This is a genomic window from Thermophilibacter sp. ET337, assembly GCF_024733715.1.
Taxonomy (GTDB): domain Bacteria; phylum Actinomycetota; class Coriobacteriia; order Coriobacteriales; family Atopobiaceae; genus Thermophilibacter.
The window spans coordinates 104,689-124,176 of sequence record NZ_JANRHO010000001.1 but is presented as its reverse complement, the minus strand read 5'-3'; the positions used below and the strand labels follow the sequence as shown (position 1 = coordinate 124,176).

16 protein-coding genes are annotated in these 19,488 nt (G+C 70.9%); 2 read left to right on the top strand and 14 right to left on the bottom strand.

Features of this window, described 5'->3' with window-relative positions:
• Positions 1-5 precede the first annotated feature (5 nt).
• The 5 genes from rsmA to NW198_RS00585 form a co-directional block, all read right to left on the bottom strand.
• On the bottom strand, positions 6-899 hold the full coding sequence (rsmA, locus tag NW198_RS00605) for a 16S rRNA (adenine(1518)-N(6)/adenine(1519)-N(6))-dimethyltransferase RsmA (protein WP_258339593.1): 894 nt from the start codon (positions 897-899) through the stop codon (positions 6-8).
• A 6-nt stretch (positions 900-905) separates the two neighbouring features.
• Positions 906-2,516: a methionine--tRNA ligase gene (gene metG / locus NW198_RS00600; protein WP_258339592.1), complete on the bottom strand. Its 1,611-nt coding sequence runs from the start codon at positions 2,514-2,516 to the stop codon at positions 906-908.
• A 310-nt stretch (positions 2,517-2,826) separates the two neighbouring features.
• The gene (gene rsmI / locus NW198_RS00595; protein ID WP_258339591.1) at positions 2,827-3,696 is read right to left on the bottom strand and encodes a 16S rRNA (cytidine(1402)-2'-O)-methyltransferase; all 870 of its coding nucleotides are present in this window, start codon (positions 3,694-3,696) and stop codon (positions 2,827-2,829) included.
• Complete coding sequence (locus NW198_RS00590) at positions 3,696-4,739, bottom strand: glycoside hydrolase family 5 protein (RefSeq protein WP_087315302.1); 1,044 nt, start codon at positions 4,737-4,739, stop codon at positions 3,696-3,698. Before NW198_RS00590 ends, rsmI begins: the two co-directional genes overlap by 1 nt.
• 149 nt (positions 4,740-4,888) lie before the next feature.
• Complete coding sequence (locus NW198_RS00585; RefSeq protein WP_087315304.1) at positions 4,889-5,311, bottom strand: 6-carboxytetrahydropterin synthase; 423 nt, start codon at positions 5,309-5,311, stop codon at positions 4,889-4,891.
• Positions 5,312-5,460: 149 nt separating this feature from the next.
• On the opposite strand from NW198_RS00585, the gene NW198_RS00580 reads away from it, so the two are divergent.
• Both NW198_RS00580 and NW198_RS00575 read left to right on the top strand, forming a co-directional pair.
• A complete protein-coding gene (locus NW198_RS00580; RefSeq protein WP_258339590.1) occupies positions 5,461-5,709 on the top strand; it encodes a DUF2442 domain-containing protein in 249 nt (82 codons plus the stop codon).
• A 253-nt stretch (positions 5,710-5,962) separates the two neighbouring features.
• The gene (locus NW198_RS00575; RefSeq protein ID WP_258339589.1) at positions 5,963-8,521 is read left to right on the top strand and encodes a transglutaminase domain-containing protein; all 2,559 of its coding nucleotides are present in this window, start codon (positions 5,963-5,965) and stop codon (positions 8,519-8,521) included.
• Between the two features lie 152 nt (positions 8,522-8,673).
• On the opposite strand, the gene NW198_RS00570 is transcribed toward NW198_RS00575, so the two are convergent.
• From NW198_RS00570 to NW198_RS00530, 9 genes are all read right to left on the bottom strand, one after another.
• Complete coding sequence (locus NW198_RS00570) at positions 8,674-10,236, bottom strand: regulatory iron-sulfur-containing complex subunit RicT (RefSeq protein WP_258339588.1); 1,563 nt, start codon at positions 10,234-10,236, stop codon at positions 8,674-8,676.
• Positions 10,215-11,378 (bottom strand): ATP-binding protein, encoded by a 1,164-nt coding sequence (locus NW198_RS00565; RefSeq protein ID WP_258339587.1) that lies wholly within the window; start codon positions 11,376-11,378, stop codon positions 10,215-10,217. The genes NW198_RS00570 and NW198_RS00565 overlap by 22 nt, the downstream gene beginning before the upstream one ends.
• Positions 11,379-11,383: 5 nt before the next feature.
• On the bottom strand, positions 11,384-12,049 hold the full coding sequence (tmk, locus tag NW198_RS00560) for a dTMP kinase (protein ID WP_258339586.1): 666 nt from the start codon (positions 12,047-12,049) through the stop codon (positions 11,384-11,386).
• A 65-nt stretch (positions 12,050-12,114) separates the two neighbouring features.
• A complete protein-coding gene (locus NW198_RS00555; RefSeq protein WP_258339585.1) occupies positions 12,115-13,959 on the bottom strand; it encodes a glycoside hydrolase family 2 protein in 1,845 nt (614 codons plus the stop codon).
• A 204-nt stretch (positions 13,960-14,163) separates the two neighbouring features.
• Positions 14,164-16,680, bottom strand: a complete 2,517-nt coding sequence (locus NW198_RS00550; RefSeq protein ID WP_258339584.1) for a DNA topoisomerase I — start codon at positions 16,678-16,680, stop codon at positions 14,164-14,166.
• A gap of 12 nt (positions 16,681-16,692) precedes the next feature.
• A complete protein-coding gene (gene tatC, locus NW198_RS00545) occupies positions 16,693-17,481 on the bottom strand; it encodes a twin-arginine translocase subunit TatC (protein WP_258339583.1) in 789 nt (262 codons plus the stop codon).
• A 3-nt stretch (positions 17,482-17,484) separates the two neighbouring features.
• Positions 17,485-18,207, bottom strand: coding sequence for a twin-arginine translocase TatA/TatE family subunit (locus tag NW198_RS09640; RefSeq protein WP_309147692.1), 723 nt, complete (start codon positions 18,205-18,207; stop codon positions 17,485-17,487).
• 19 nt (positions 18,208-18,226) lie between these two features.
• Positions 18,227-18,550 carry an STAS domain-containing protein gene (locus NW198_RS00535; RefSeq protein WP_087315321.1) on the bottom strand — a complete coding sequence of 108 codons (324 nt, stop codon included), beginning with the start codon at positions 18,548-18,550 and terminating at the stop codon, positions 18,227-18,229.
• Positions 18,551-18,572: 22 nt separating this feature from the next.
• Positions 18,573-19,376: a tetratricopeptide repeat protein gene (locus tag NW198_RS00530; RefSeq protein ID WP_258339582.1), complete on the bottom strand. Its 804-nt coding sequence runs from the start codon at positions 19,374-19,376 to the stop codon at positions 18,573-18,575.
• Positions 19,377-19,488: the final 112 nt, after the last annotated feature.

Sequence of the window (19,488 nt, the reverse complement as noted above, 5' to 3'; positions counted from 1 at the left end):
TTGGTCTATCCCTGGTCCTGGGTCCCGCCAATCGGCCGGACCTGGCCCTGAGTCTGCGAGAGTTCCTGATGAAGGCGGACAAAGTCCTCGGGCGCGAGCGTCTCGGCCCGGCACGTGGGCGCAATCCCGCAGGCGGCAAACGCCGCGTCGAGCGCGCCCTTCTCGTATCCCGATGAGGACATGGAGTTGCGGATGGTCTTGCGGCGCTGCGCGAACGCGGCGTCGATCACGGCGGACACGCCCGCCACGAGCTCGGGCGCCACCAGCGGCGCGCGGTCGATGCGCACCACGGCGGAGTCCACGTGCGGCGGTGGCATGAAGTTGCCCGGACCCACCTCAAAGCGCCCGGTCACCTGTCCGAGTAGCGCGAGTTTGGCCGTGTAGGCGCCGTAGGTGCGGCTGCCGGGGGCGGCGCAGATGCGGTCGGCGACCTCGGCCTGCACCATCACCACGAGCCGGCGCAGGCTCGGCATGCCCTGCAGGTAGGCCAGGATGATCGTGGCCGCCACGTTGTAGGGCAGGTTGGACACCAGCGCCGTGGGCTCGCCGCCCGCGGCCTCCACGATCTTCTCCGCCGGGACGCGCAGGGCGTCCCCCATGAGGTAGGCAAAGCTCGGGTGCGCGGCGGCGTGGGCCGAGAGCACGGGCTCGAGCTCACGGTCCATCTCCACCGAGACCACGCGTCCCGCCTTGGCGAGAAGCGCCAGCGTGAGCGTGCCGATGCCAGGCCCCACCTCGAGCACGCGGTCTTCTCGCCCAAGCTCCGCCAGGTCCATGATCTTCTCGATCACGTGGTTGTTGACCAGGAAGTTCTGGCCCAGGCTGTGCTTGGTCGCGAGGCCGTACGCCTCGAGCAGGGCGCGCGTGGCGCCGGGGCTTGCGAGAGGAGATCCGCCCACGCCCGCCTACTTCTTGGCCGTGTCGAGGCGCGGGAAGAGCGCGTCTCCCTTGGTCACGGGCACGCCGCCGGCAAGGCCGCCCCAGGCGCAGGCCGCGCGCAGGTCGTCCGTCGCGGCCTCGGCCTCGAGCGACATGCGGCGCAGGACCTCGGCCGAGGTCGTGGGCATGAACGGCGCGAAGAGGTGCGCGCAGATGCGGATGGACTCCAGCAGGTCGCGGATGATGTCCGCGAGCTCGCCGGCGCGCTCCGGGTCCTTGGCCACGGCCCAGGGCGCGGAGTCCTCGATGTAGTGGTTGGCGGCGTGGACGAGCTCCATGACCACGTCCTTGGCGCCCGCGTAGTCAAAGACCTCCATGCGCGCGGCATAAGCGTCGTAGATACCCTCGGCGACGCCCTTGAGCACGCCGTCTCTCTCGGCCCAGCCCTCCGGGCACGCCGGCGTGGCGCCCTCGAAGTACTTGGCGCTCATGTTGAGCGCGCGGGAGACGAGGTTGCCCCAGCTGTTGGCGAGGTCGGCGTTGTAGACCTGCTCCATGCGCTCGAAGGAGATGGCCGAGTCGTCGCCGTGCACGACGTCGGTCATGAAGTAGTAGCGGTAGCCCTCGACGCCCAGAAGGTCGATGACGTCGCGCGGGGCGATCGCGTTACCGCGGGACTTGGACATCTTCTCGGCCTGGCCGGTCTCGGGGTTGCGCACCGTGAGGAAGCCGTGGACAAAGACGTGCTCCGGCAGGGCCTCGCCGATGGCCATGAGCATGGCGGGCCACAGGATGCAGTGGAAGCGGATGATGTCCTTGCCGATGAGGTGGCACTGGGCCGGCCAGCGGCGCGCGAACTCGGCCGCGGAGGCCGGGTCGTCCAGGCTGTAGCCCACGGCGGTCATGTAGTTGAGCAGGGCGTCAAACCACACGTAGGTGACGTGCTTGTCGTCAAAGGGCACCTTGATGCCCCAGTCGAAGGTGGTGCGGGAGACCGAGGTGTCCTGCAGGCCGCCCTCGACGAAGCTGCGGACCTCGTTCATGCGGAAGTCCGGCTGGACGAAGTCGGGGTGCTCGTCGTAGAGCTTGAGCAGACGGTCCTGGAAGGCGGAGAGCTTGAAGAAGTAGGACTCCTCCTGGACGCGCTCGAGCGGGCGGCCGCAGTCCGGGCAGAGGTGCTGGCCCTTGGTGCCGCGCTCCTCGTCGGCCTTCTCGACCTGGGTCTCGGTGAAGTAGGTCTCCTCGGGCACGCAGTACCAGCCGTCGTAGGAGCCCTTGTAGAGGTAGCCGGACTCGAGCATGCGGTCCCAGAGGTACTGGACCGCGTGGTGCTGGCGCGGCTCGGTCGTGCGGATGAAGTCGTCGTTGGAGACCTCGATTTCGCTCCAGAGGTCCTTGAAGAGCGGGGCCTGGGAGTCGCACCACTCCTGCGGGGTCATGCCGTGCTCGGCGGCGGCCTCGGCGACCTTCTCGCCGTGCTCGTCCATGCCGGTCAGGAACTTGACGTCGTAGCCGGCGGCGCGACGGAAGCGCGCCTGGACGTCGGCGAGCAGGGTGCAGTAGGCGGTGCCCAGGTGCGGCGCGGCGTTGACGTAGTAGATGGGGGTGGTGACGAAGTAGGACGGCTTCTCTGCCATAGGTGCTCCTCATGACGGACTTTGGCATGTGGAGTCGATTGTACTCTTTCGCGAGCGGCAGCGAAGCGGCGGCGAGCGGCTTTGCGCGGGGCGCGGACGGGGCGGGGTGGGCGGCGCGCCCGCCGGGATGTGCGCACTTCTCGGCGTTGTGCGCACTTGTTCGCGTTGTGTACACCGGACGGCGTTGTGCGCACTTCTCGGCAGCGCGTCTACCTGCGCATCTGCCGAGAAGGACCTCTGAGGCCGTGTACACATTGCCGGGGAGTGCGCACATCGCCGGAGGGTGCGCACATTGCCGCCGGGACGGGCGCTACCGCGCGGCGGCGAGCACCTTGTCGTAAACCTCGGCGCGGGGAAGCGAGAAGGACTTGGCCAGCCGCTTGGCCAGCGCGCTCTTGAGCTCGCCGGCGGCCAGGCCCGCGGCGATCTCCTCCTCGAGGGTGCCTCCGGGGCCGCCCGCGGCCGCCCGGCGCCGCTCGAGCTCGCCCGCGTCGGGCGCGGCGATCACGATCACGCACTCGCCGCGCAGCTCCCCACGGGCGGCCACGAGCTCGGCGAGCTCGGCGGCCTCGCCGCGGACGACTTCCTCGTGGAGCTTGGTGAGCTCGCGCACCAAGGCAACGCGGCGCCCCGGCATGACCTCGGCGACGCGCGCAAGCGTCTCGGCGGCGCGCCGCGGGCTCTCGTAGACCACGAGCGTGCCCGGGACCACTGCCAGCTCCTCGAGACGCGAGCGCTGGGCGCCCGCGCGGCGCGGCAGGAAGCCCTCGAAGAAGAAGTGCTCGCTCGCAAGCCCCGACGCCACCAGCGCGCAGGTCACCGCGCTCGGGCCCGGGACCACCTCCACGCGCAGGCCCGCGTCGAGCACGGCGTCGACGAGGCGCTGCCCGGGGTCGGAGACGCCCGGCATACCCGCGTCGGAGACGAAGGCCACGCGCGCGCCGGCGGCCAGGCGGTCGAGCACGCCCGCGACCTTCTCGGCCATGACGTTCTCGTCGCAGCGCTCGAGGCGCACGTGCAGGCCAAAGGCGGACATGAGGCGTCCGGTGACGCGCGTGTCCTCGCACAGCACGAGGTCCGCCTCGCCGAGCGTGCGAATCACGCGGGGCGAGGCGTCCTCGAGGTTTCCTATGGGGGTGCCGACGACGCTGAGCACGCCGGCGGGCGCGGCGACCGCCATCAGACGATCATCCCGCGCTCGAAGGTCGCCAGGGCGACGCGCGCGTCCCAGCCCGCCAGAAGCCCGCTCGTCTTCCAGGTGTTGAAGAACCACGCGGGGCACTTCTCGTAGGTGCCCAGCTGCTCGGAGGTGTAGACGCGCTCGAGGGCGATGCGGCCCTCCGGCGTCATCTGGGCGTCCGCGACGGGAAGCGACGAGGACCACTTGCCCACCATGACGGGCATGCCGCAGCGGCGCGCCTCGCGCAGGTGGCGGTCGTGAGCGGCGACGAGGCGGCGCACGCCCGAGGGCCCGGAGACGTCCACGCGCGTGGCGGGACGGTCGAGATGGCTGTCGAGCCAGACGTTGACGTAGTGGCGCTGCGCCATGAAGCGGCCCCAGCCGCCCGGGATGCCGCCGTCCGGGATGATGACGACGGGATCCTCGCCCGCAGCGCTGCGGACGAGCTCGTAGGCCTCGCGGTAGTAGTTGCGCAGGCGATGGATGGGCACGCCGTCGGTGAGCGCCAGGCCGCGGCGCACCTGCGGGACGGCGTCGTCGGCGAGCTCGATGCCAAAGAAGCCCGCGCGCAGGGCGTAGCGCTTGGCGAGGGCGTAGACCACGTCGAGTATGCGCTCGCGCGGCACGTGGCAGTCGGCGTTGTCCGGCGCCACGCCCTCGTCGGGGCAGGGCGCGCCGGGGTTTATCGCAAGCGCGAAGATGACCTTGAGGTCGATCTCCTCCGCCCACTCGAGCGCCTGGTCGACCAACTCGATGCAGCCCACGTAGGGCCCGGGCTCGGGGCCCTGCTCGCCGTAGACGTACCATGGCACGGGAAGGCGCACCGCGTTGAAGCCACGCGCGGCGATCCGGGCAAAGTCCTCGCGCGTGACGAACTCCGCGCGGTGCGAGCGCACGAGGTCGGCGTAGCGACGGGGACCGAGGGCGTTTGCGAGGGACTGCTCGTCGAGCGCGCCGGCCTCGGCAAAGAGCTCGGGCGTCACCCACGACTCAAGCGTCAGCCAACCCGTCAGGTTGACCCCATGCAGGGGATGGCTTCCCATGACGCACCTCCGCTCTCCCGAACTCACCCTGAGGCAAGTATAGCCACCGGGGCCCCTCAATAATCATTCAAGGTCGTGACAAGATGGCCGACGGCCCGCTGCCGTCTGTGGGCGGCGGGGGCGCCGACCTGCGGCGCGTTTGACGAGGCTCAGTCCGCGAGATAGGTCGCGCAGTTGAGCGGGGTCTCGTAGACGTCGACCTGCGCGCAGGGCAGGCCGCGCTCGCGCAGGCGCTCGCAGAAGTGGCGGGCGAGGTTCTCGGCCGTGGTGCGGAAGGGCAGGACCGTGAGCGAGAAGCCCTCGCCCTCCAGGGCCTCGATCGTGGCCGGGCGCAGCGTCCCCTCCTCCACCAGGAAGGTGTGGTCGAACTCCTCCGCGAGCTCCCGGACGGCGCGCTTGAAGACGCCGAAGTCGCAGACCATGTCGCGCTCCGTGCCGGCGGCCCCCAGCTCGGGCGTGCGCAGGTATGCCACGACGCGCCAGCGGTGGCCGTGGAGGTTCTCGCACTTGCCGTGGTAGTCGGCGAGGAAGTGGGCGGAGTCGAAGCTGGCCTCGGTCTTGAGTCCGTACATGCGCGTCCTTTCGGGTCTTTGGCGAGACACTATCGTAGCGCGAGACGGGCAAGCGCGCGTGTGGGATGGACGCGCCGCCCATCCCATACCTTCCTGGATTCCATCCGTCACCCTATGGGTAGACTGAAGCAAAGCAAAGGAGGTCAGGGATGCTGCAGCCTAGACTGGTGCTTGTGGAGCCGCTCGACAACTGCCGGCTGTTCCTTGAGTACGAAACCGGTGAGAAGAGGGAGTTCGACGTCTCGCCCTACACGAGCGGACCTTGGTATGAAGAGCTGCTCAACCCCTCCTACTTCAGAGCCGTCCGCATGCTGGAGGGCGGCACGGGAATCGAGTGGCCCCATGGTCAAGACGTCGCTCCTCACGAGCTGTACGAACTGAGCGTACCCGTGGCGTAAGAACAAATTGGCGACAACGGGACGACGAATCGACGTTCCGACCGCGGGCCCGCCCCTGAGGGTATGTACGGTCGTGCGGGCGGCGCGTTCTTCTCGCTAAGCCTTTGAGCTGCGGAGATGCGAGAAGGGCCTCCTGACGGGGCGTACATACCCTCAAAGGCGGGTGTACATACCCTAAAAGACGTCAAAGGCGGGCCGACGGTCGGCCGTTGGGGTACCATGTGCGGGCACGACATGACACGAAGGAGACGCCATGCTTTCCCGCAGCTTTGCCCGCCACGTCGCACGTCGCTACGCCGAGCGCCGTCCCCTGCTGGGCGAGAAGGACCGCGAGGTCGAGGAGCTTCTCGCCCCGCTGCCTGCCGACGAGGCGCTGCTCACCCGCTCCTTCGTGGCAACCCTGCCGCTGACGGACGTCTTTGACACGCCGCTCGAGACGCTGCTCGGCTTCGCGCGCCACGCGCTCATGCTGCGCGCCGGGGCCGCCGCGGAGCTTCCCGAGGACGTCTTTATCCACTACGTCGCCTGCCCGCGCATCAACAACGAGCCGCTCGAGGACGTGCGCCCCGCGCTCTGGGCGGAGCTCGCGCCGCGCGTGGCGGGCCTTCCCGCCGAGCGCGCCGTCATCGAGGTCAACTACTGGTGCGCCGAGATGGCGACGTATCAGACCACCGACGGCCGCACCCTCGGCGCGCGCGGCGTGATCGCTGCGGCGGCCGGGCGCTGCGGCGAGGAGTCCACGCTGCTCGTGACCGCGCTGCGCGCCGTGGGCATCCCGGCCCGCCAGCTCTACACGCCCTGGTGGGCGCACTGCGACGACAATCACGCCTGGGTCGAGGCCTACGCGGACGGCGCCTGGCACTACCTGGGCGCCTGCGAGCCGGAGGAGGCGCTCGACCGCGGCTGGTTCACCGCCGCCTCGGGCCGCGCCCCCATGGTGAGCACGCGGCTCTTCTCAGACTTTGGCTGCGCGTCCGAGGACGTCCTCATGCGAAGCGGCTGCGCGTACGTGGTCAACGTCACGAGCTCCTACGCGGATTGCGCGCAGCTGACGGTGCGCGTCACGGACGCTGCCGGCACGCCCGTCGAGGGAGCGGCGGTCTCGCTCGAGGTGCTCAACATGGCGGGCTGGCGTCCGCTCGTGACGCTTTCGACAAACGTCACCGGCAGCTGCGCGGTGACGCTCGGGAAAGGCACGGTGCGCGTGCACGCCTCTGCCGGAGAGCTCCTTGCCGAGAAGGACGTGGACCTCGCGCGGTCCTGCGAGGTCGCGCTCGAGCTCGCGCCGGCGCCCGAGCCCGGCGACTGGCGCGAGCTCGACGTCCGGGCGCCCGAGGATCACCCCGCGCGCACGCAGGCGCTCTCCCCCGAGGCCGAGGCGCGTGGGCGCGAATGCAAGGCGGCGGCCGACAAGCTGCGCCATGAGCGCGTTGCCGCCCTGCGTGCGCACGCGGCAGAGCTCGCCGCGCGGGCGGCTGAGCTGCGCCCGGACGATGACGGGGCGGCGGTCGCGCGCGTCCTGGACGGGGCGCTCGGCAACGCCGACGAGGTCTTCTCGTTTCTGACCGCCGGGCCCGAGCCCGAGCGCCTGGCCCTTCTTGAGACCCTGTCGGAGAAGGACTATCTCGACCTCTCCGCCAGCGTGCTGGAGGGACACCTCCGCGCGGCCCTGGCGGCGCGCGACCCCGAGCTCGACCGCGAGGTCTGGGAGCGCTTCGTCCTGTGCCCGCGCGTGCACCTCGAGCACCTGAGCTTCTGGCGCCCGCAGCTCCCCGGAATGCTCGACGACGAGCTCCGCGCGCTGATCGCGAGCGACCCGGCGGCCGCGTGGCAGCTGCTGGCGCGGCGCCTGTCCTTCTCGCCCAAAGAGCACATGGCCAAGCTCGTGGGGACCCCCGTGGGCGCGCTGACCTCGGGCGAGGCCTCCGAGATCACGCGGCGGACGCTCTTTGTGGCCGCCTGCCGCAGCCTTGGCGTCCCCGCGCGTCTCAACCCGGCCGACCTGCGCGCTGAGGTGCTGCGGTTCGGCACGTGGGTCTGCGTGGAGGGGGCGCCCGAGGAGCAGCGGACGTTTGAGCTGCGTCTCACTCCCCCAAGCGGGCGCGCCCTCTCGTACGGCACCGACCTCACCGTCGCGAGGCTGGGCTCCTCGATGCAGGTGAGCGGCCAGCTCCTGTACGGCTTTCACGAGCTCGACCTCTGGGGGCAGGACCCCGAGCGCCTCGAGGTGCCGGCGGGCCGGTATCGCGTCACCACAACCGTGCGCCTTCCCAACGGCAACCAGCAGGCGTGCGAGCGCGTGATCGAGGTCGCACCGGAAGCCCCGGCGCAGCTGGACCTGCGCCTTCGCAGCCCGCAGGCAAGCGAGATGCTGCAGCGCATCCCCCTGCCCGCCGCCGGCAAGCTCGCGCCCACGGACGGTCTGGCGCTTCTCGCCTTCCTGGAGCTCGCCGAGGAGCCCACGGAGCACCTGGAAAACGAGCTCGCGGACGCCGCGGACAGACTCGCCGCCGAGAAGATCGCGCTCACGCTGGTGACGCGCGAGGACGCTGCGGCGGCCGAGGCCGACCCCACGCTCGCGCGCTGCCTCACGGCCCTGCGCGGCGCCGGCGCCTCCGTGACGCTCGCCCGCGACGACTTCTCCGAGCAGCCGGAGCGCCTCGCGCGCCGTATGTTTGCCAACCCTGAGCTGCTGCCGCTCGCCGTGCTGCTCGACTGCCGCGGCGACGGCGCGCCGCTGGGCCTGTTCGCGCGCGGCGGGTACGCCGTGGGGACCGTCGAGCTCGCGCTGCGCCTCGCCGCCCTAGCGTAAGGCGTCCGAAACTCGCACGTGATCTGGGTACGTGCGGATTCCGGACGTTCTGACGGACAAAACCGTCCGGAACTCGCACGCATCCAGAGGAGGTGCGGATTCCGGACGGTCTGCAAACTCGTCAATACCTGGCCGAAAAGAACCTTACGTCCCTACTCGCCGCCGCCGGCACCGCCCTCGGAGCCGGCGCCGCCCTTGCCGCGGCCGCCGCGACGACGACGGCGGCGCGCCTTGGGAGCGGTCTCGTCGCCCTGCATGTGCTTGGGCGCCGGACGCTGGCCGCCCTGCTCGCCGCCCTGCTGGCCCGCGCCGGAGCCGGACGCCTGCGCCCCGCGCTTGCGGCGCGACGGCTGCATCCCGCGCGGCTGGGTGCCCTTCTCGGCAGCGGCCTGCCCGCCCCGGTCGCCCGGGCGGCGCGTCCGCTTGACCGGCTGCGCGCCGGAGCCGGAGCCGGAACCCGCACCGGAGCCCTGCGCGCCCGCGTCCGCGGCGCCCTCGCCGGCCTGGTGGTGACGGCGACGGCGCGTCCCGGGCTGCGAGCCGGCGTCGGCCTTGGCGGACGCGGCCGGGGCGGCAGCGTTGCCGGCCCCGCCGTCGCCCGGACGGCGCTTGCGACGACGACGCGTGGGAGCCTCGTCCGCACCCGCGGCAGATAGCTCCGCGGCTCCACGGCCCTTCTCGCCCTGCGCTTCCGCCCCGCCAGAGGCGCGGCGACGCTTGCGACGCGTGTCCACGAAGAGGTCCGAGGCGTCCACCTCGGGCTCGGCGGTCACGCCCATCTTGCGGTCGAGCTCGGCCAGGGCCATCTGCACGTCCGGGGACTCCAAGCGGTCGAGCACCTCGCGCGTCACGGTGTCCGGGCGGCACGGGCAGCCCAGCTCCTCGGACTTCTTGTGCGCGGCCTCGGAGGCCGTCATGTCGGCGAGCGCCACGCGGATCTGCTTGCCGCTCTCCAGGCGCAGGACGATCTGCTCCTTGGGCGTGTCGTACTCGATGATCTTGCCCTTGCCGAGCGGCGTGTCGATCACGGCGTTGCGCTTGGGCGCGCGACCCTTGAAGTCGCGGTAGGCCTCGAACTCGTAGCGCAGGCAGCACATGAGCCGTCCGCACGCGCCGGAGATCTTGGTGGAGTTGAGCGGCAGGTCCTGCTCCTTGGCCATGCGGATGGAGACCGGGTCAAAGCCCATGGCAAAGCGGCGGCAGCAGAGCTCCTGGCCGCAGTGGCCGTAGCCGCCCACGATGGCCGCCTCCTCGCGCACGCCGATCTGGCGCATGTCGATGCGCACGTGGAACTCGCGCGCGAGGTCGCGCACGAGCTGGCGAAAGTCGACGCGCTCCTCCGCGGCGAAGTAGCACACGGCCTTGTCGCCGTCGAAGAGGTACTCCACGCCCACCGGCTTCATGTCCAGGCCGGACTCCGCCACGTGGCGACGGAACGCCGGCAGGGCCTCCTCGCCGCGGCGCTCGAGCTCCTCGGCGCGGGCGAGGTCGTCGTCGGTGGCGATGCGCAGCACGTCGCGCAGCTGCGCGTGGCCGATGGTCTCGGCAAGCTCCTCGTCGCTCACCTCGCGGGCATCGCCGGTGGCCAGGCCAAACTCCTGGCCGCGCTCGGTGACGCAGATGACGTGGTCGCCCTCCTGGGCGCCGGTGCCCGCAGGGTCGAACCACAGGTCGCGGGCGGCGTAGGTAAACCTCACCGGGATGATGGCGGGCATGCGAGTGCCTCCTTGATGCGAAGCAGCATGACCTCGACGGTCAGCTGGGGTGATACGTTGTGCGTAAGGTCGTCCGCCGCGCGCGACACGGCGTCGAGCGCGCGCAGGACGGCCGGGGTGTCGCTCGCGGCGGCGATGCGGTCCACGGTGGCTGCCGCGTCGTCGTTGACGATGTCCTCGCCCACGCCCTCGCAGCGAACGAGCGCGTCGCGCAGGAGAGACTCGGCGGCGGACAGGGCTTCCATCATACCCGAACGCTCCCGAGCGGTGAGCTCGCGCTTGTTGGCGTCGGCCACCTGCTTGAGCGCTGCCGAGGTGAGAAAGTCCTGCGTCTCCTTGAGCGCGTCCTCCTGGGCCTGCTTGACGTCGGCCAGCGGCACCGCCACGGCGGCCACGATCTCGCGCGCGGCGAGAAGAACGTCCCAGGAGTCGTCGCGCGCGAGCGCGTCGAGTGCGCCCACCACGAGGCGACGGACCTGACGGCGGCTCGTGGACTGGAGAAACTCAGCCGCGCGCGCCGGCGTGCCCGCGACCGCCAGGGCGACGCGGGCCTCGGTCTCACTCGCCGGGACCGCACGGCGGACGGCGTCCACGCCGCCCGTGGTCGAGACGGCCCGGAAGGGCACCTGCTGGCAGCGGGAGACGATGGTGGGCAGCATCGCGGCGGTCGTGCGGGCGCACAGGACAAACATCACGCCCGCGGGCGGCTCCTCAAGGGTCTTGAGCAGGGCGTTTGCCGCGGCGCCGCGGAGCAGCTCCGCGCGCTCGAGCACGTAGACCTTGGTCTTGGCGCGCGTGGGCGCGAGGCTCGCGTCGTCGATGAGCTCGCGGACCTGGGCCACGAGGTAGCCCGTGGCGCTCCCCGGCTCGAGCCAGCGGACGTCCGGGTGGGTGCGGTGCGCCACGCGGCGGCACTCGTCGCAGACGGCGTCGCCACCGTGGGGGCAGACGACGCACTTCGCCAGCGCCTCGGCGGCCTCGTGCTTGCCCGAGCCGGGCGCCCCCACGAAGAGGTAGGCGTGGCTGAGGCAGCCGTCGGCCAGGGCGCGGGCGAGAAAGTCGCGCACGCGCGGCTGGTCGGACAGGGCGTCGAGGGCGGCGGGGCGGGTCACGGCGCCGGCCGGTCGGTCGGGACGGGTCACGGCGCTCACCCCCGAGGGTCCCAGAGGTCCGCGCACGCGGCGAGCAGCCGCGCGGTGACCTCGTCCTTTTGTCCCGAGGCGTCGATCACGCGCACGCGCTGCGGCTCTTGGCCGGCAAGGCGCAGGTAGGCCGCGCGCACGCGCTCCTGGAACGACAGGCCCTCGGCCTCCAGCCGATCCGCCCCGCCGGCCGTGGCGCGCGCGTGGCCGACGGCGGGATCGAGGTCGAGCACGAGCGTGCGGTCCGGGACGAGCCCACAGCTGCCGAGCTCGTTGGCGGCGCGGACGAGGCCCTCGGGCAGGGCGCGGCCGCCGGCCTGGTAGGCGTAGGTGGAGTCGAAGTAGCGGTCGCACAGCACCACGGCCCCGCGCGCGAGCGCCGGCTCGATCACCTGGCGCACGAGCTGGGCGCGGCTGGCCTCGTAGAGCAAAAGCTCGCACTCCGCCGACATCTCGGCGTTGGACGGGTCCAGAAGCAGCGCGCGAATCTTCTCGGAGATGGGGGTGCCGCCGGGCTCGCGCAGGCGCACGACCTCGCGGCCGCCTGCGGCAAGCGCCGCCTCGAGCAGCGCCGCCTGCGTCGACTTGCCGCAGCCGTCCGCCCCCTCGAGCGTGATGAAGACCCCGCGCGCGCCCATGCGCCCCCTCTCATTGTTCGCCAGCTCTTCCATGGTAGCGCCTCCCGCGGCGCGCCACGAGAACGCCACGCCGCCTCGCAGGCCATGGTGACGGGCCCCTAAGCGGGCTCGGGGCCGCCCGCCTCGAGCTTGTTCACGCGCCGGTCGTAGGTGAGAAGCCCGTTGGTCTCCTCCTCGACGTCGCTGAGCTGCGTGTAGACGTAGCCGGCAAGGCCCGCCCCGCGCAGCGCGAGCGCCTGGTCGAGAAGACGCGTCACCTCGCGCGAGAACGCCTCGCCGTCCTTTGCCGTGTCGTAGCCGTACGCGGTCCGCAGGCTCACGTGGTCCGGGACCGACCAGCTCACGCCGCCAAACTCGGAGATCACGAAGGCACGCGGCCGAGCCGCGACGTCGCGCCAGACCTCGAGGGGCCGGAAGTAGTTGTGCACGCCGCGGACGTCGCCGCAGCAGCGGTCGTACCAGCCGCTCGCCGCGCAGACCAGCCGCGTGGGGTCCATCGCGCGCACGTCGTCGCAGGCCGCGCGCGAGTCGAACTGGCCCCAGCCCTCGTTGAAGAGCGTCCAGCCCACCACGCAGGGATGGCCGCCCAGCAGCGCGACCGTCCCCGCGCAGGCCTCGCGCCACTCGCGGCGATAGCCCGGGTCGTCGGCGGAGAGCCGGCGCGCGGCGCGGGTGCCCTCGTCGGTCGTGAGCCCCCAGCTCGCACGCAGCAGCGTGGGCTTGTAGCTCGTCTGCCAGGCGCCGTACGCGCCCCCGCCCGAGACCATGTCCTGCCACACGAGCATGCCCAGGCGGTCGCAGAGCGCGTAGAAGCGACGCGACTCCACCTTGACGTGCGCGCGCAGCATGTTGAAGCCCATCTCGCGGACGGCGAGGATGTCGTGGGCGAAGGCGGCCTCGGAGGGCGCCGTCATGAGGCCGTCCGGCCAGTAGCCCTGGTCGAGCACGCCGCGCAGGAAGAGCGTCTTGCCGTTGAGGCGCACGCGCGGCACGCCGGCCTCGTCCGCGGCGACCTCGACGGTGCGAAAGCCGCAGTAGCTGCGCACGCGGTCCGCCCCAAAGGAGAGCTCGACGTCGTAGAGGTGCGGGTCGCTGGGACGCCACAGGTGCGGGTCGGGCACCGCGAGCACAAGGCGTGCCTCGTGCCCCGGGACGGCGCGCGCCGTGGCGCGGGCAACCATGCGACCCTCGTCGAGCAGCCGGGCCTCCAGCACGCCCGCGCCCTCGACGCCCACGGTCAGGACGAGCCGGCCCTCCTCGGGGCGCGGGTCCAGGCTCAGAGAGCTCACGCGAGCCGCGGGGACGACCTCGTACCACACGTCCTGCCAGATGCCGCTCTGGGCGGTGTACCAGATGCCGCCGCGCTCCAGGCGCTGCTTGCCGCGCAGCTGCGCGCCGGCGTCGCTCGGGTCAAAGACGCAGAGGGCGAGCTGGTTGGCCCCCGCCCGCAGCGCGCTGGTCACGTCGGCGCAGAAGGGCAGGTAGCCGCCCACGTGCTCGCAGACGGGCACGCCGTTGACAAAGACCTGGCAGGCCCAGTCCACGGCCTCGAAGTGCAGCAGCAGCCGCTCGTCGGCGGAGAGCGCCGGCGCCTCGAAGGAGCGGCGGTACCAGAGCAGCTCGCTCGGCTGGAGCTGGCGCCCCACGCCGGAGAGCGGCGCCTCGGGCGAGAAGGGCACGCGGATGGGCTGCCAGCCGCCGTAGGGCGGCGTGGCGCGCCGCCATGCGGTCGCAGCGTCGTGGGCAAAGACGAACGCGCACTCCCAGGCGCCGTTCAGCGAGGTCCATGCGTCGCGCGCCAGCTGGGGGCTCGGGTGCGAGGCAGGCGGCAGGTCCTTCTCGCCCGCCGCGATCTTCTCGCCCCACGGGGTGAGCATCGTCCGCAGCGCGGTGTGCTCCGGCTTTCTGGGCTTGCTCTTGAGCACGCGCTTGATGTCCAGCATGGCTCACCTCCCGGCACGACGCTGACGTCAAGGTTGACACTGTTGACACTGACGTCTGACGACAATGTCAAGGTTGACAATGACGTCTGACGACAATGTCAATGATACGTAAAACGGGGACACCGCGCCGGGAGCCCCGGCCGACCCCCGGATGCGCCGGCCGAGAAGGACGCGGGGCCGAGAAGAGCCTCGACCCCGCGCCCGCTAGGACTTCTTCTTGGTGCCGCGTCGAGCGCCGCCGGCGCGACCGCGGCCGCGCGCCCCCCGAGCGGCCTCCTTCTTCTCGCGGCCGGGGCAGCTCATGTTGGGGCAGAGCTTCCAGGGGCCGCGGGCGGTGGTCACCACGACCATCGGGGCACCGCAGTCCGGGCAGGTCTCCCCGGTGGCCTCGAGCTTACCGCGGGCGGGCAGCGGGTAGCTCGTCCCGCACTCCTCGTAGTTGGTGCAGCGGATGAAGCGCTTGCCGCTCTTCTCGGACTTGTGGGCCACCAGGCGCCCCTCGCGGCCGTCCTGTGCGCACGCGGGGCAGGCGCCCACGTCCACGTCGGGCTCGCGGTTGGTGGGGCAGGCGGGGTTGATGCAGGTCTCGTACGCGCGGCTGCGGAACGGCTGCACCTTCACGCGGGGCGCCCCACACTCCGGGCACACGGCCTCCTCGCCCTCGAGCGCGGAGATCTTGCCCTGGGGCAGCGGGTAGGTGACGTCGCACTCCGGCCAGCCCATGCAGCCGGCGAAGCTGCCGCGCGTCTTGGCAGAGGTCTTGACCACGAGGTCGCGACCGCACTTGGGGCAGACGCCGATCTTGGCGTCGGCCGTGACGGCGTCGGCGATGGAGTCGGAGAGGTCGTCGACGTGCTCCACGAGCGCGTCCATGAGGTCGGCGAGCAGCGCGCGGGAGTGGTTGACCACCTGCTCCTGGCTGCTCTTGCCGTCGGCGACCTGCGTCATGTCGTCCTCGAGCTCGGCGGTCATGTCGGCCGAGGTGATGCGCGGCGCGTAGGTGTGAAGCGCGTCGATGATCGCCATGCCGAGCTGGCTGGGCTCGACCGGGTCGTTCTTGAAGTACTTGCGCTCGTAGAGCGTGTCGATGATGCTCGCGCGCGTGGACTTGGTGCCAAGACCGCGCTTCTCCATCTCCTGGATGAGCTTGCCCTGGCTGTAGCGGGCGGGCGGCTCGGTCTGCTTGGCGAGCAGCTCCATGTCGGAGACGCTCACGACGTCGCCCTCGGCCAGCGCCGGGAGCTGGTCGTCCTTCTTGAGGCCGTAGGGGTAGACCGCGCGGAAGCCCGGGGTCACGAGCACGCTGCCGCTCACCGTGAACGGCTCGCCGGAGACGTCGATGGTGACCTTGGTCCCCTCGATCGTGGCGGGGCCCATGAGCGTGGCGAGGAAGCGCCGCGCGATGAGGTTGTAGAGTTTCCACGCCGCGGGCTGCAGGCGCTCGGGGTCGGCGGCCGCTGTGGGATAGATCGGCGGGTGGTCGGTCGACTCCTCCTTGCCGCGCGTGGCCGTGAGCTTGGGCTGGGCGAGAAGCGCCTGGCAGGTGCCAGCGTACTGCGGGACCTTGGAGAGCGTGCGCACGCAGTCGCGCAGGTCGAGCGAGCTCGGGTAGACGGTGTTGTCCACGCGCGGGTACGAGATGAGGCCGTCCATGTAGAGGCTCTCGGCGAGGCGCATCGTGCGCGCCGGGGAGATGCCCTCCGCGGCGGCCGCGGCCTGCAGGCTCGTGGTGTTGAACGGCGCGGGCGGGCGCTGGGTGCGGCTCTTGCGCTCGACGGCCGTGACGCGGCCCTCGGTGGCGTCGGCGACGTGCGCGAAGGCCGCGTCGGCGGCGGCCTTCTCCCAGAAGCGGCCGGTCGCGTGGGCGATGCGGAAGGGGCCCGCGGCGTCGCCGTCCTTCTCGCCCTGGCCCTGGATGACCCAGTAGTCCTCGGGCTTGAAGGCGAGCCGCTCGCGCTCGCGCTCGACCACCAGGGCGAGCGTGGGGGTCTGCACGCGGCCGGCGGAGCGCACGTTGCCAAGGCCGCTCCAGCGCGCCGCCGTGAGGTAGCGCGTGAGGACGGCGCCCCAGATCAAATCGATGTACTGGCGCGACTCGCCGGCGTCGGCGAGGTCCTGGTCAAGCTCGACGAGGTTGGCAAAGGCGTGGTCGATCTCGGCCTTGGTGAAGGCGGAGTAGCGGGCGCGCGAGACGGGGACCCCGGGCGCGACCTCGCGGATCTGGCGCAGGGCGTCCGAGCCGATGAGCTCGCCCTCGCGGTCGAAGTCGGTGCCGATGACCACGCTGTCGGCCTTCTTGGCGAGGTTCTTGAGGGCGCGGATGATCTCCTTCTCTGCGGGGAGCTTCTCGATGGGCGCCCACACCAGGTACGGGAGGCTCGCGATCTTCCAGCCCTTGAGGTCGATGCCGTTGGAGAGATAGGGCTTGCGCTTGGACTTGTAGGGAGGTCGGGCGAGCCCGTCGGGCACGTCGGCGGGCAGCAGCTCGCCGTCGGCGGTGAGGCCCTGCCAGCCGTTTGCGTCGTCAAAGGTCAGCTGGACCGGGAAGTCCACCTTGAGGATGTGGCCGCGCAGGCCGATCGTGACGTTTTCCTCCCCGCCCACGCGGAAGCGGTAGACCGGCGTGTTGTAGACCTTGTCGGCCGTCGGCTTGCCGGACTCGGAGAGCAGGCGCGCGATCTGCTGCGCCGCGTCGTTTTTCTCGGTGACGATCAGCCTCACGACATCACCTGCCTAGAGACGGTCGAGGTCACGCTGCTCGTAGTCCTCGCGGCCCCACTTGAGGGCGGCCTTGCCGTCGCGCGCGATGATGATGTAGCGGGCGACGGCCAGCGCGGCCTCGTATAGGGCGATAAGAACCGCGAACATCAGAACCATCGTGATCGGCGAGGCGTCGGGCGTCACGACGGCCGAGAGCGCCATCAGGGCCACGTAGACGGTCCTCCACTGCGAGCGGAAGGTGCGGTACGGCACCAGGTGGAAGATCGACAGGTAGAAGATCACGAGCGGCAGCTGGAAGGCCAGGCCAAAGCCAATCTCGAGCAGCATGTAGATGTTGAGGTAGTCCTCGGCGTCGGCCATGGACTGCGCGAACTCGAAGGTCTGGTCGAGGAGCCACCCAAAGGCCGCCGGCTGGATGATGAAGTAGCAGAAGATCATGCCCAGGAAGAACAGGGCGACCATCGCGCCCACCGTGGGCACGACCCACTTGCGCTCGTTGGGCTTGAGGGCCGGCAGGAAAAACGCCATGATCTGCCAGATGATGATCGGCGAGCACACGATCACCGAGAAGAACAGCGACACCTTGAAGCGGATGGTGAAGCCGCCGAGCGCGGAGAAGACGTAGAGGTCGCCGCCGCGCATGGCGGAGCGGATCTGGTCAATCATCATCTCGATGAGCGTCGGCGTGGCCATGTAGACGACCAGCGCGCCCACGATGACGGCGACCACGATGATCGTGATGCGACGCCTGAGCTCGCCCAGGTGATCCATGATGGGCATGCGTGCGGGTCCGATCGGCATCGCTTAGGCCTCCTTCTCGTCGTCGGGGGTGGCGCCGTCGCCGGCGGGGACAGCCCCGCCCGCTCCACGCTCGGCGCTTTGCGCCTTGCTCGCTTCGCGAGTCGCGGCGGGGCTGTCCTCGCCGGAGACGGCGCTCTCCGAGCGTGAGGGGCGCTTCATCGAGTAGAGGTCGGCCGCGCTCGGCTTGCTGGCGACGGGTTTGGACTGAGAATCGTCTGCGCCTGCGGCGGGGACGGCGTTGGTGGTCGGGGCGCTCCCGGCGGCGTCCGTGACGTCGTCGTCGGGGTCGGGGTCGAGGGTGGCGGTGACGGCATCGGCGGTCGCGGCGGTCTTCTCGGCCTCAGCGGCCGCGGCCTCGGCGGCGGCTGCGGCGGCCTCGGCGTCGCGGGCGGCCTTCTCGGCGGCGAGGCGCTTCTTGCGCTCGGCGAAGGTCTCCGTGCGGCGCGGCCTGGGGGCGTCCTCGCCCTCGGCGAGCTCGAGGTCGGCGTCCTCGTCGAGCTCGGCGGCGCGGTTGCGGTTGGGCTTGCCGGCGCTGGCGTTCATCGCCTCGGCGGCCGGGTCGAGCACCTCACTCTGGACGACCTGCGTGAAGCCCTCCTGCGCGTGCTTGAACTGGCGCAGGGCGCGGCCGATGGTCCGGCCCATGCCCGGGAGCTTGTCCGGCCCAAAGATCAGGAACGCGAACAGCAGGATGAGGAAGAGCTCTGTTCCTCCGATGCCAAACAAGTTCTTCTCCTCCCCTGCCCTAGCGGGCGTCTTCCTCGCCGATGTTGAGCTCGGAGGTGACCCCAAGCATGCCAAACACGCGAGCGACGTTTCTCTGCGGGCGCGCGACCTCAAGACGCACGCCCTTCTCGGCGGCGCGATGGGCTGCGCCCACCAGCACGCCGATGCCGGTCGAGTCGATGTAGGGGACCTCGGCGAGGTCGACCACGAGGTCGGTCTCGCCCGCGGAAAGGCCCTCGTCGAGCGTCGAGCGCAGCTGGTCGGCGTTGGAGACGTCGACCTCGCCCGCGACGCGGACGGTGCGGCGCGCGCCGTCGATGGTGGTGTCTACCGTAAGGCTCATGTGTCCTCCTCTGGGACGCGGGCTAGTCGTTGCTTGCGTCGCCCGCGGCTTCGTCGTCGGTGGTGGTGGCGTCGGCACTGGCGTCGTCGTCAGTAGCGGCGTCTTCGTCGGCACCGGCGTCGTCGGTGCCCTGGAGCTGCTCGAGGCGCCCCTCGGAGACGCTCTTCACGCCCGCCTCGTCGTCCGGGTCGAGCTCGATCGCCTTCTCGTAGGCGGCGATGGCGTCCTCGGTCTTGCCCTGGCTCTCGTAGACGGCGCCGAGGCCCTGCCAGCCGGCCGCGTAGTCGGGGAACGTGGTCGTGGTCTCCTGCAGCGCCGTTGCGGCGTCGTCGGTCCTGCCCTCGTAGAACAGGCAGAGCGCACGGTTCACGCGAACCTCGGGCGCGTCCTCGATCTCGAGGGCGCGGTCGTAGTAGCCGATGGCCTTCTCGAGCAGCTCGACGCCATGCGTGGTGTCGGCGTCGTCGGTCGCCAGCATGAGCACACCGGAGCCCCACGAGTAGCAGTACTGCCCCAGCGAGACGAGCGTGTCGAGGTCGTCGGGGCTCTCCTCGAGCTTGGCCTCGAGGTCGGCGACGACGTCCTGATAGGTCTGGTCCATCGTCTCGGCGGTGAGCTCCTGGTTCTGCTCCTCGTACTGCTGGCTCTGGACGACCGAGGCGAGCGCGCCTGCCAGCGTCGAGCCGGCGAAGATCACGATGAAGATGATGATGACGATCTTCTGGAAGCGGGTGAGCTCGCCGGCCTTGCGCTGGGGCTTGGACGCGCCCTTGCCCTTCTCGGCAGCCTTCTTCTGCTTGGCCCCGCCCTTGTTGGAACCCGCCATCTCGTCGATCTCCTCACGTCTCGTTTCCTCGGGCAGACGCCCGTAAGTTTTAAGCATACGTCATTGGCTCCCCCTCGCGAAGGGAGAAGCCCATGAGCGACGACAATACCAG

What these genes read in the sequence shown, in the direction of transcription:
- NW198_RS00585 (WP_087315304.1), bottom strand. Translation starts at nt 5,311, where the DNA reads ATGTACGGACTCAAGACCGAGGCCAGCTTCGACTCCGCCCACTTCCTC.
- NW198_RS00575 (WP_258339589.1), top strand. Translation starts at nt 5,963, where the DNA reads ATGCTTTCCCGCAGCTTTGCCCGCCACGTCGCACGTCGCTACGCCGAG.
- NW198_RS00555 (WP_258339585.1), bottom strand. Translation starts at nt 13,959, where the DNA reads ATGCTGGACATCAAGCGCGTGCTCAAGAGCAAGCCCAGAAAGCCGGAG.
- rsmI (WP_258339591.1), bottom strand. Translation starts at nt 3,696, where the DNA reads ATGGCGGTCGCCGCGCCCGCCGGCGTGCTCAGCGTCGTCGGCACCCCC.
- NW198_RS00580 (WP_258339590.1), top strand. Translation starts at nt 5,461, where the DNA reads ATGCTGCAGCCTAGACTGGTGCTTGTGGAGCCGCTCGACAACTGCCGG.
- NW198_RS00570 (WP_258339588.1), bottom strand. Translation starts at nt 10,236, where the DNA reads ATGCCCGCCATCATCCCGGTGAGGTTTACCTACGCCGCCCGCGACCTG.
- NW198_RS00590 (WP_087315302.1), bottom strand. Translation starts at nt 4,739, where the DNA reads ATGGGAAGCCATCCCCTGCATGGGGTCAACCTGACGGGTTGGCTGACG.
- NW198_RS00530 (WP_258339582.1), bottom strand. Translation starts at nt 19,376, where the DNA reads ATGGCGGGTTCCAACAAGGGCGGGGCCAAGCAGAAGAAGGCTGCCGAG.
- tmk (WP_258339586.1), bottom strand. Translation starts at nt 12,049, where the DNA reads ATGGAAGAGCTGGCGAACAATGAGAGGGGGCGCATGGGCGCGCGCGGG.
- tatC (WP_258339583.1), bottom strand. Translation starts at nt 17,481, where the DNA reads ATGCCGATCGGACCCGCACGCATGCCCATCATGGATCACCTGGGCGAG.
- NW198_RS00535 (WP_087315321.1), bottom strand. Translation starts at nt 18,550, where the DNA reads ATGAGCCTTACGGTAGACACCACCATCGACGGCGCGCGCCGCACCGTC.
- metG (WP_258339592.1), bottom strand. Translation starts at nt 2,516, where the DNA reads ATGGCAGAGAAGCCGTCCTACTTCGTCACCACCCCCATCTACTACGTC.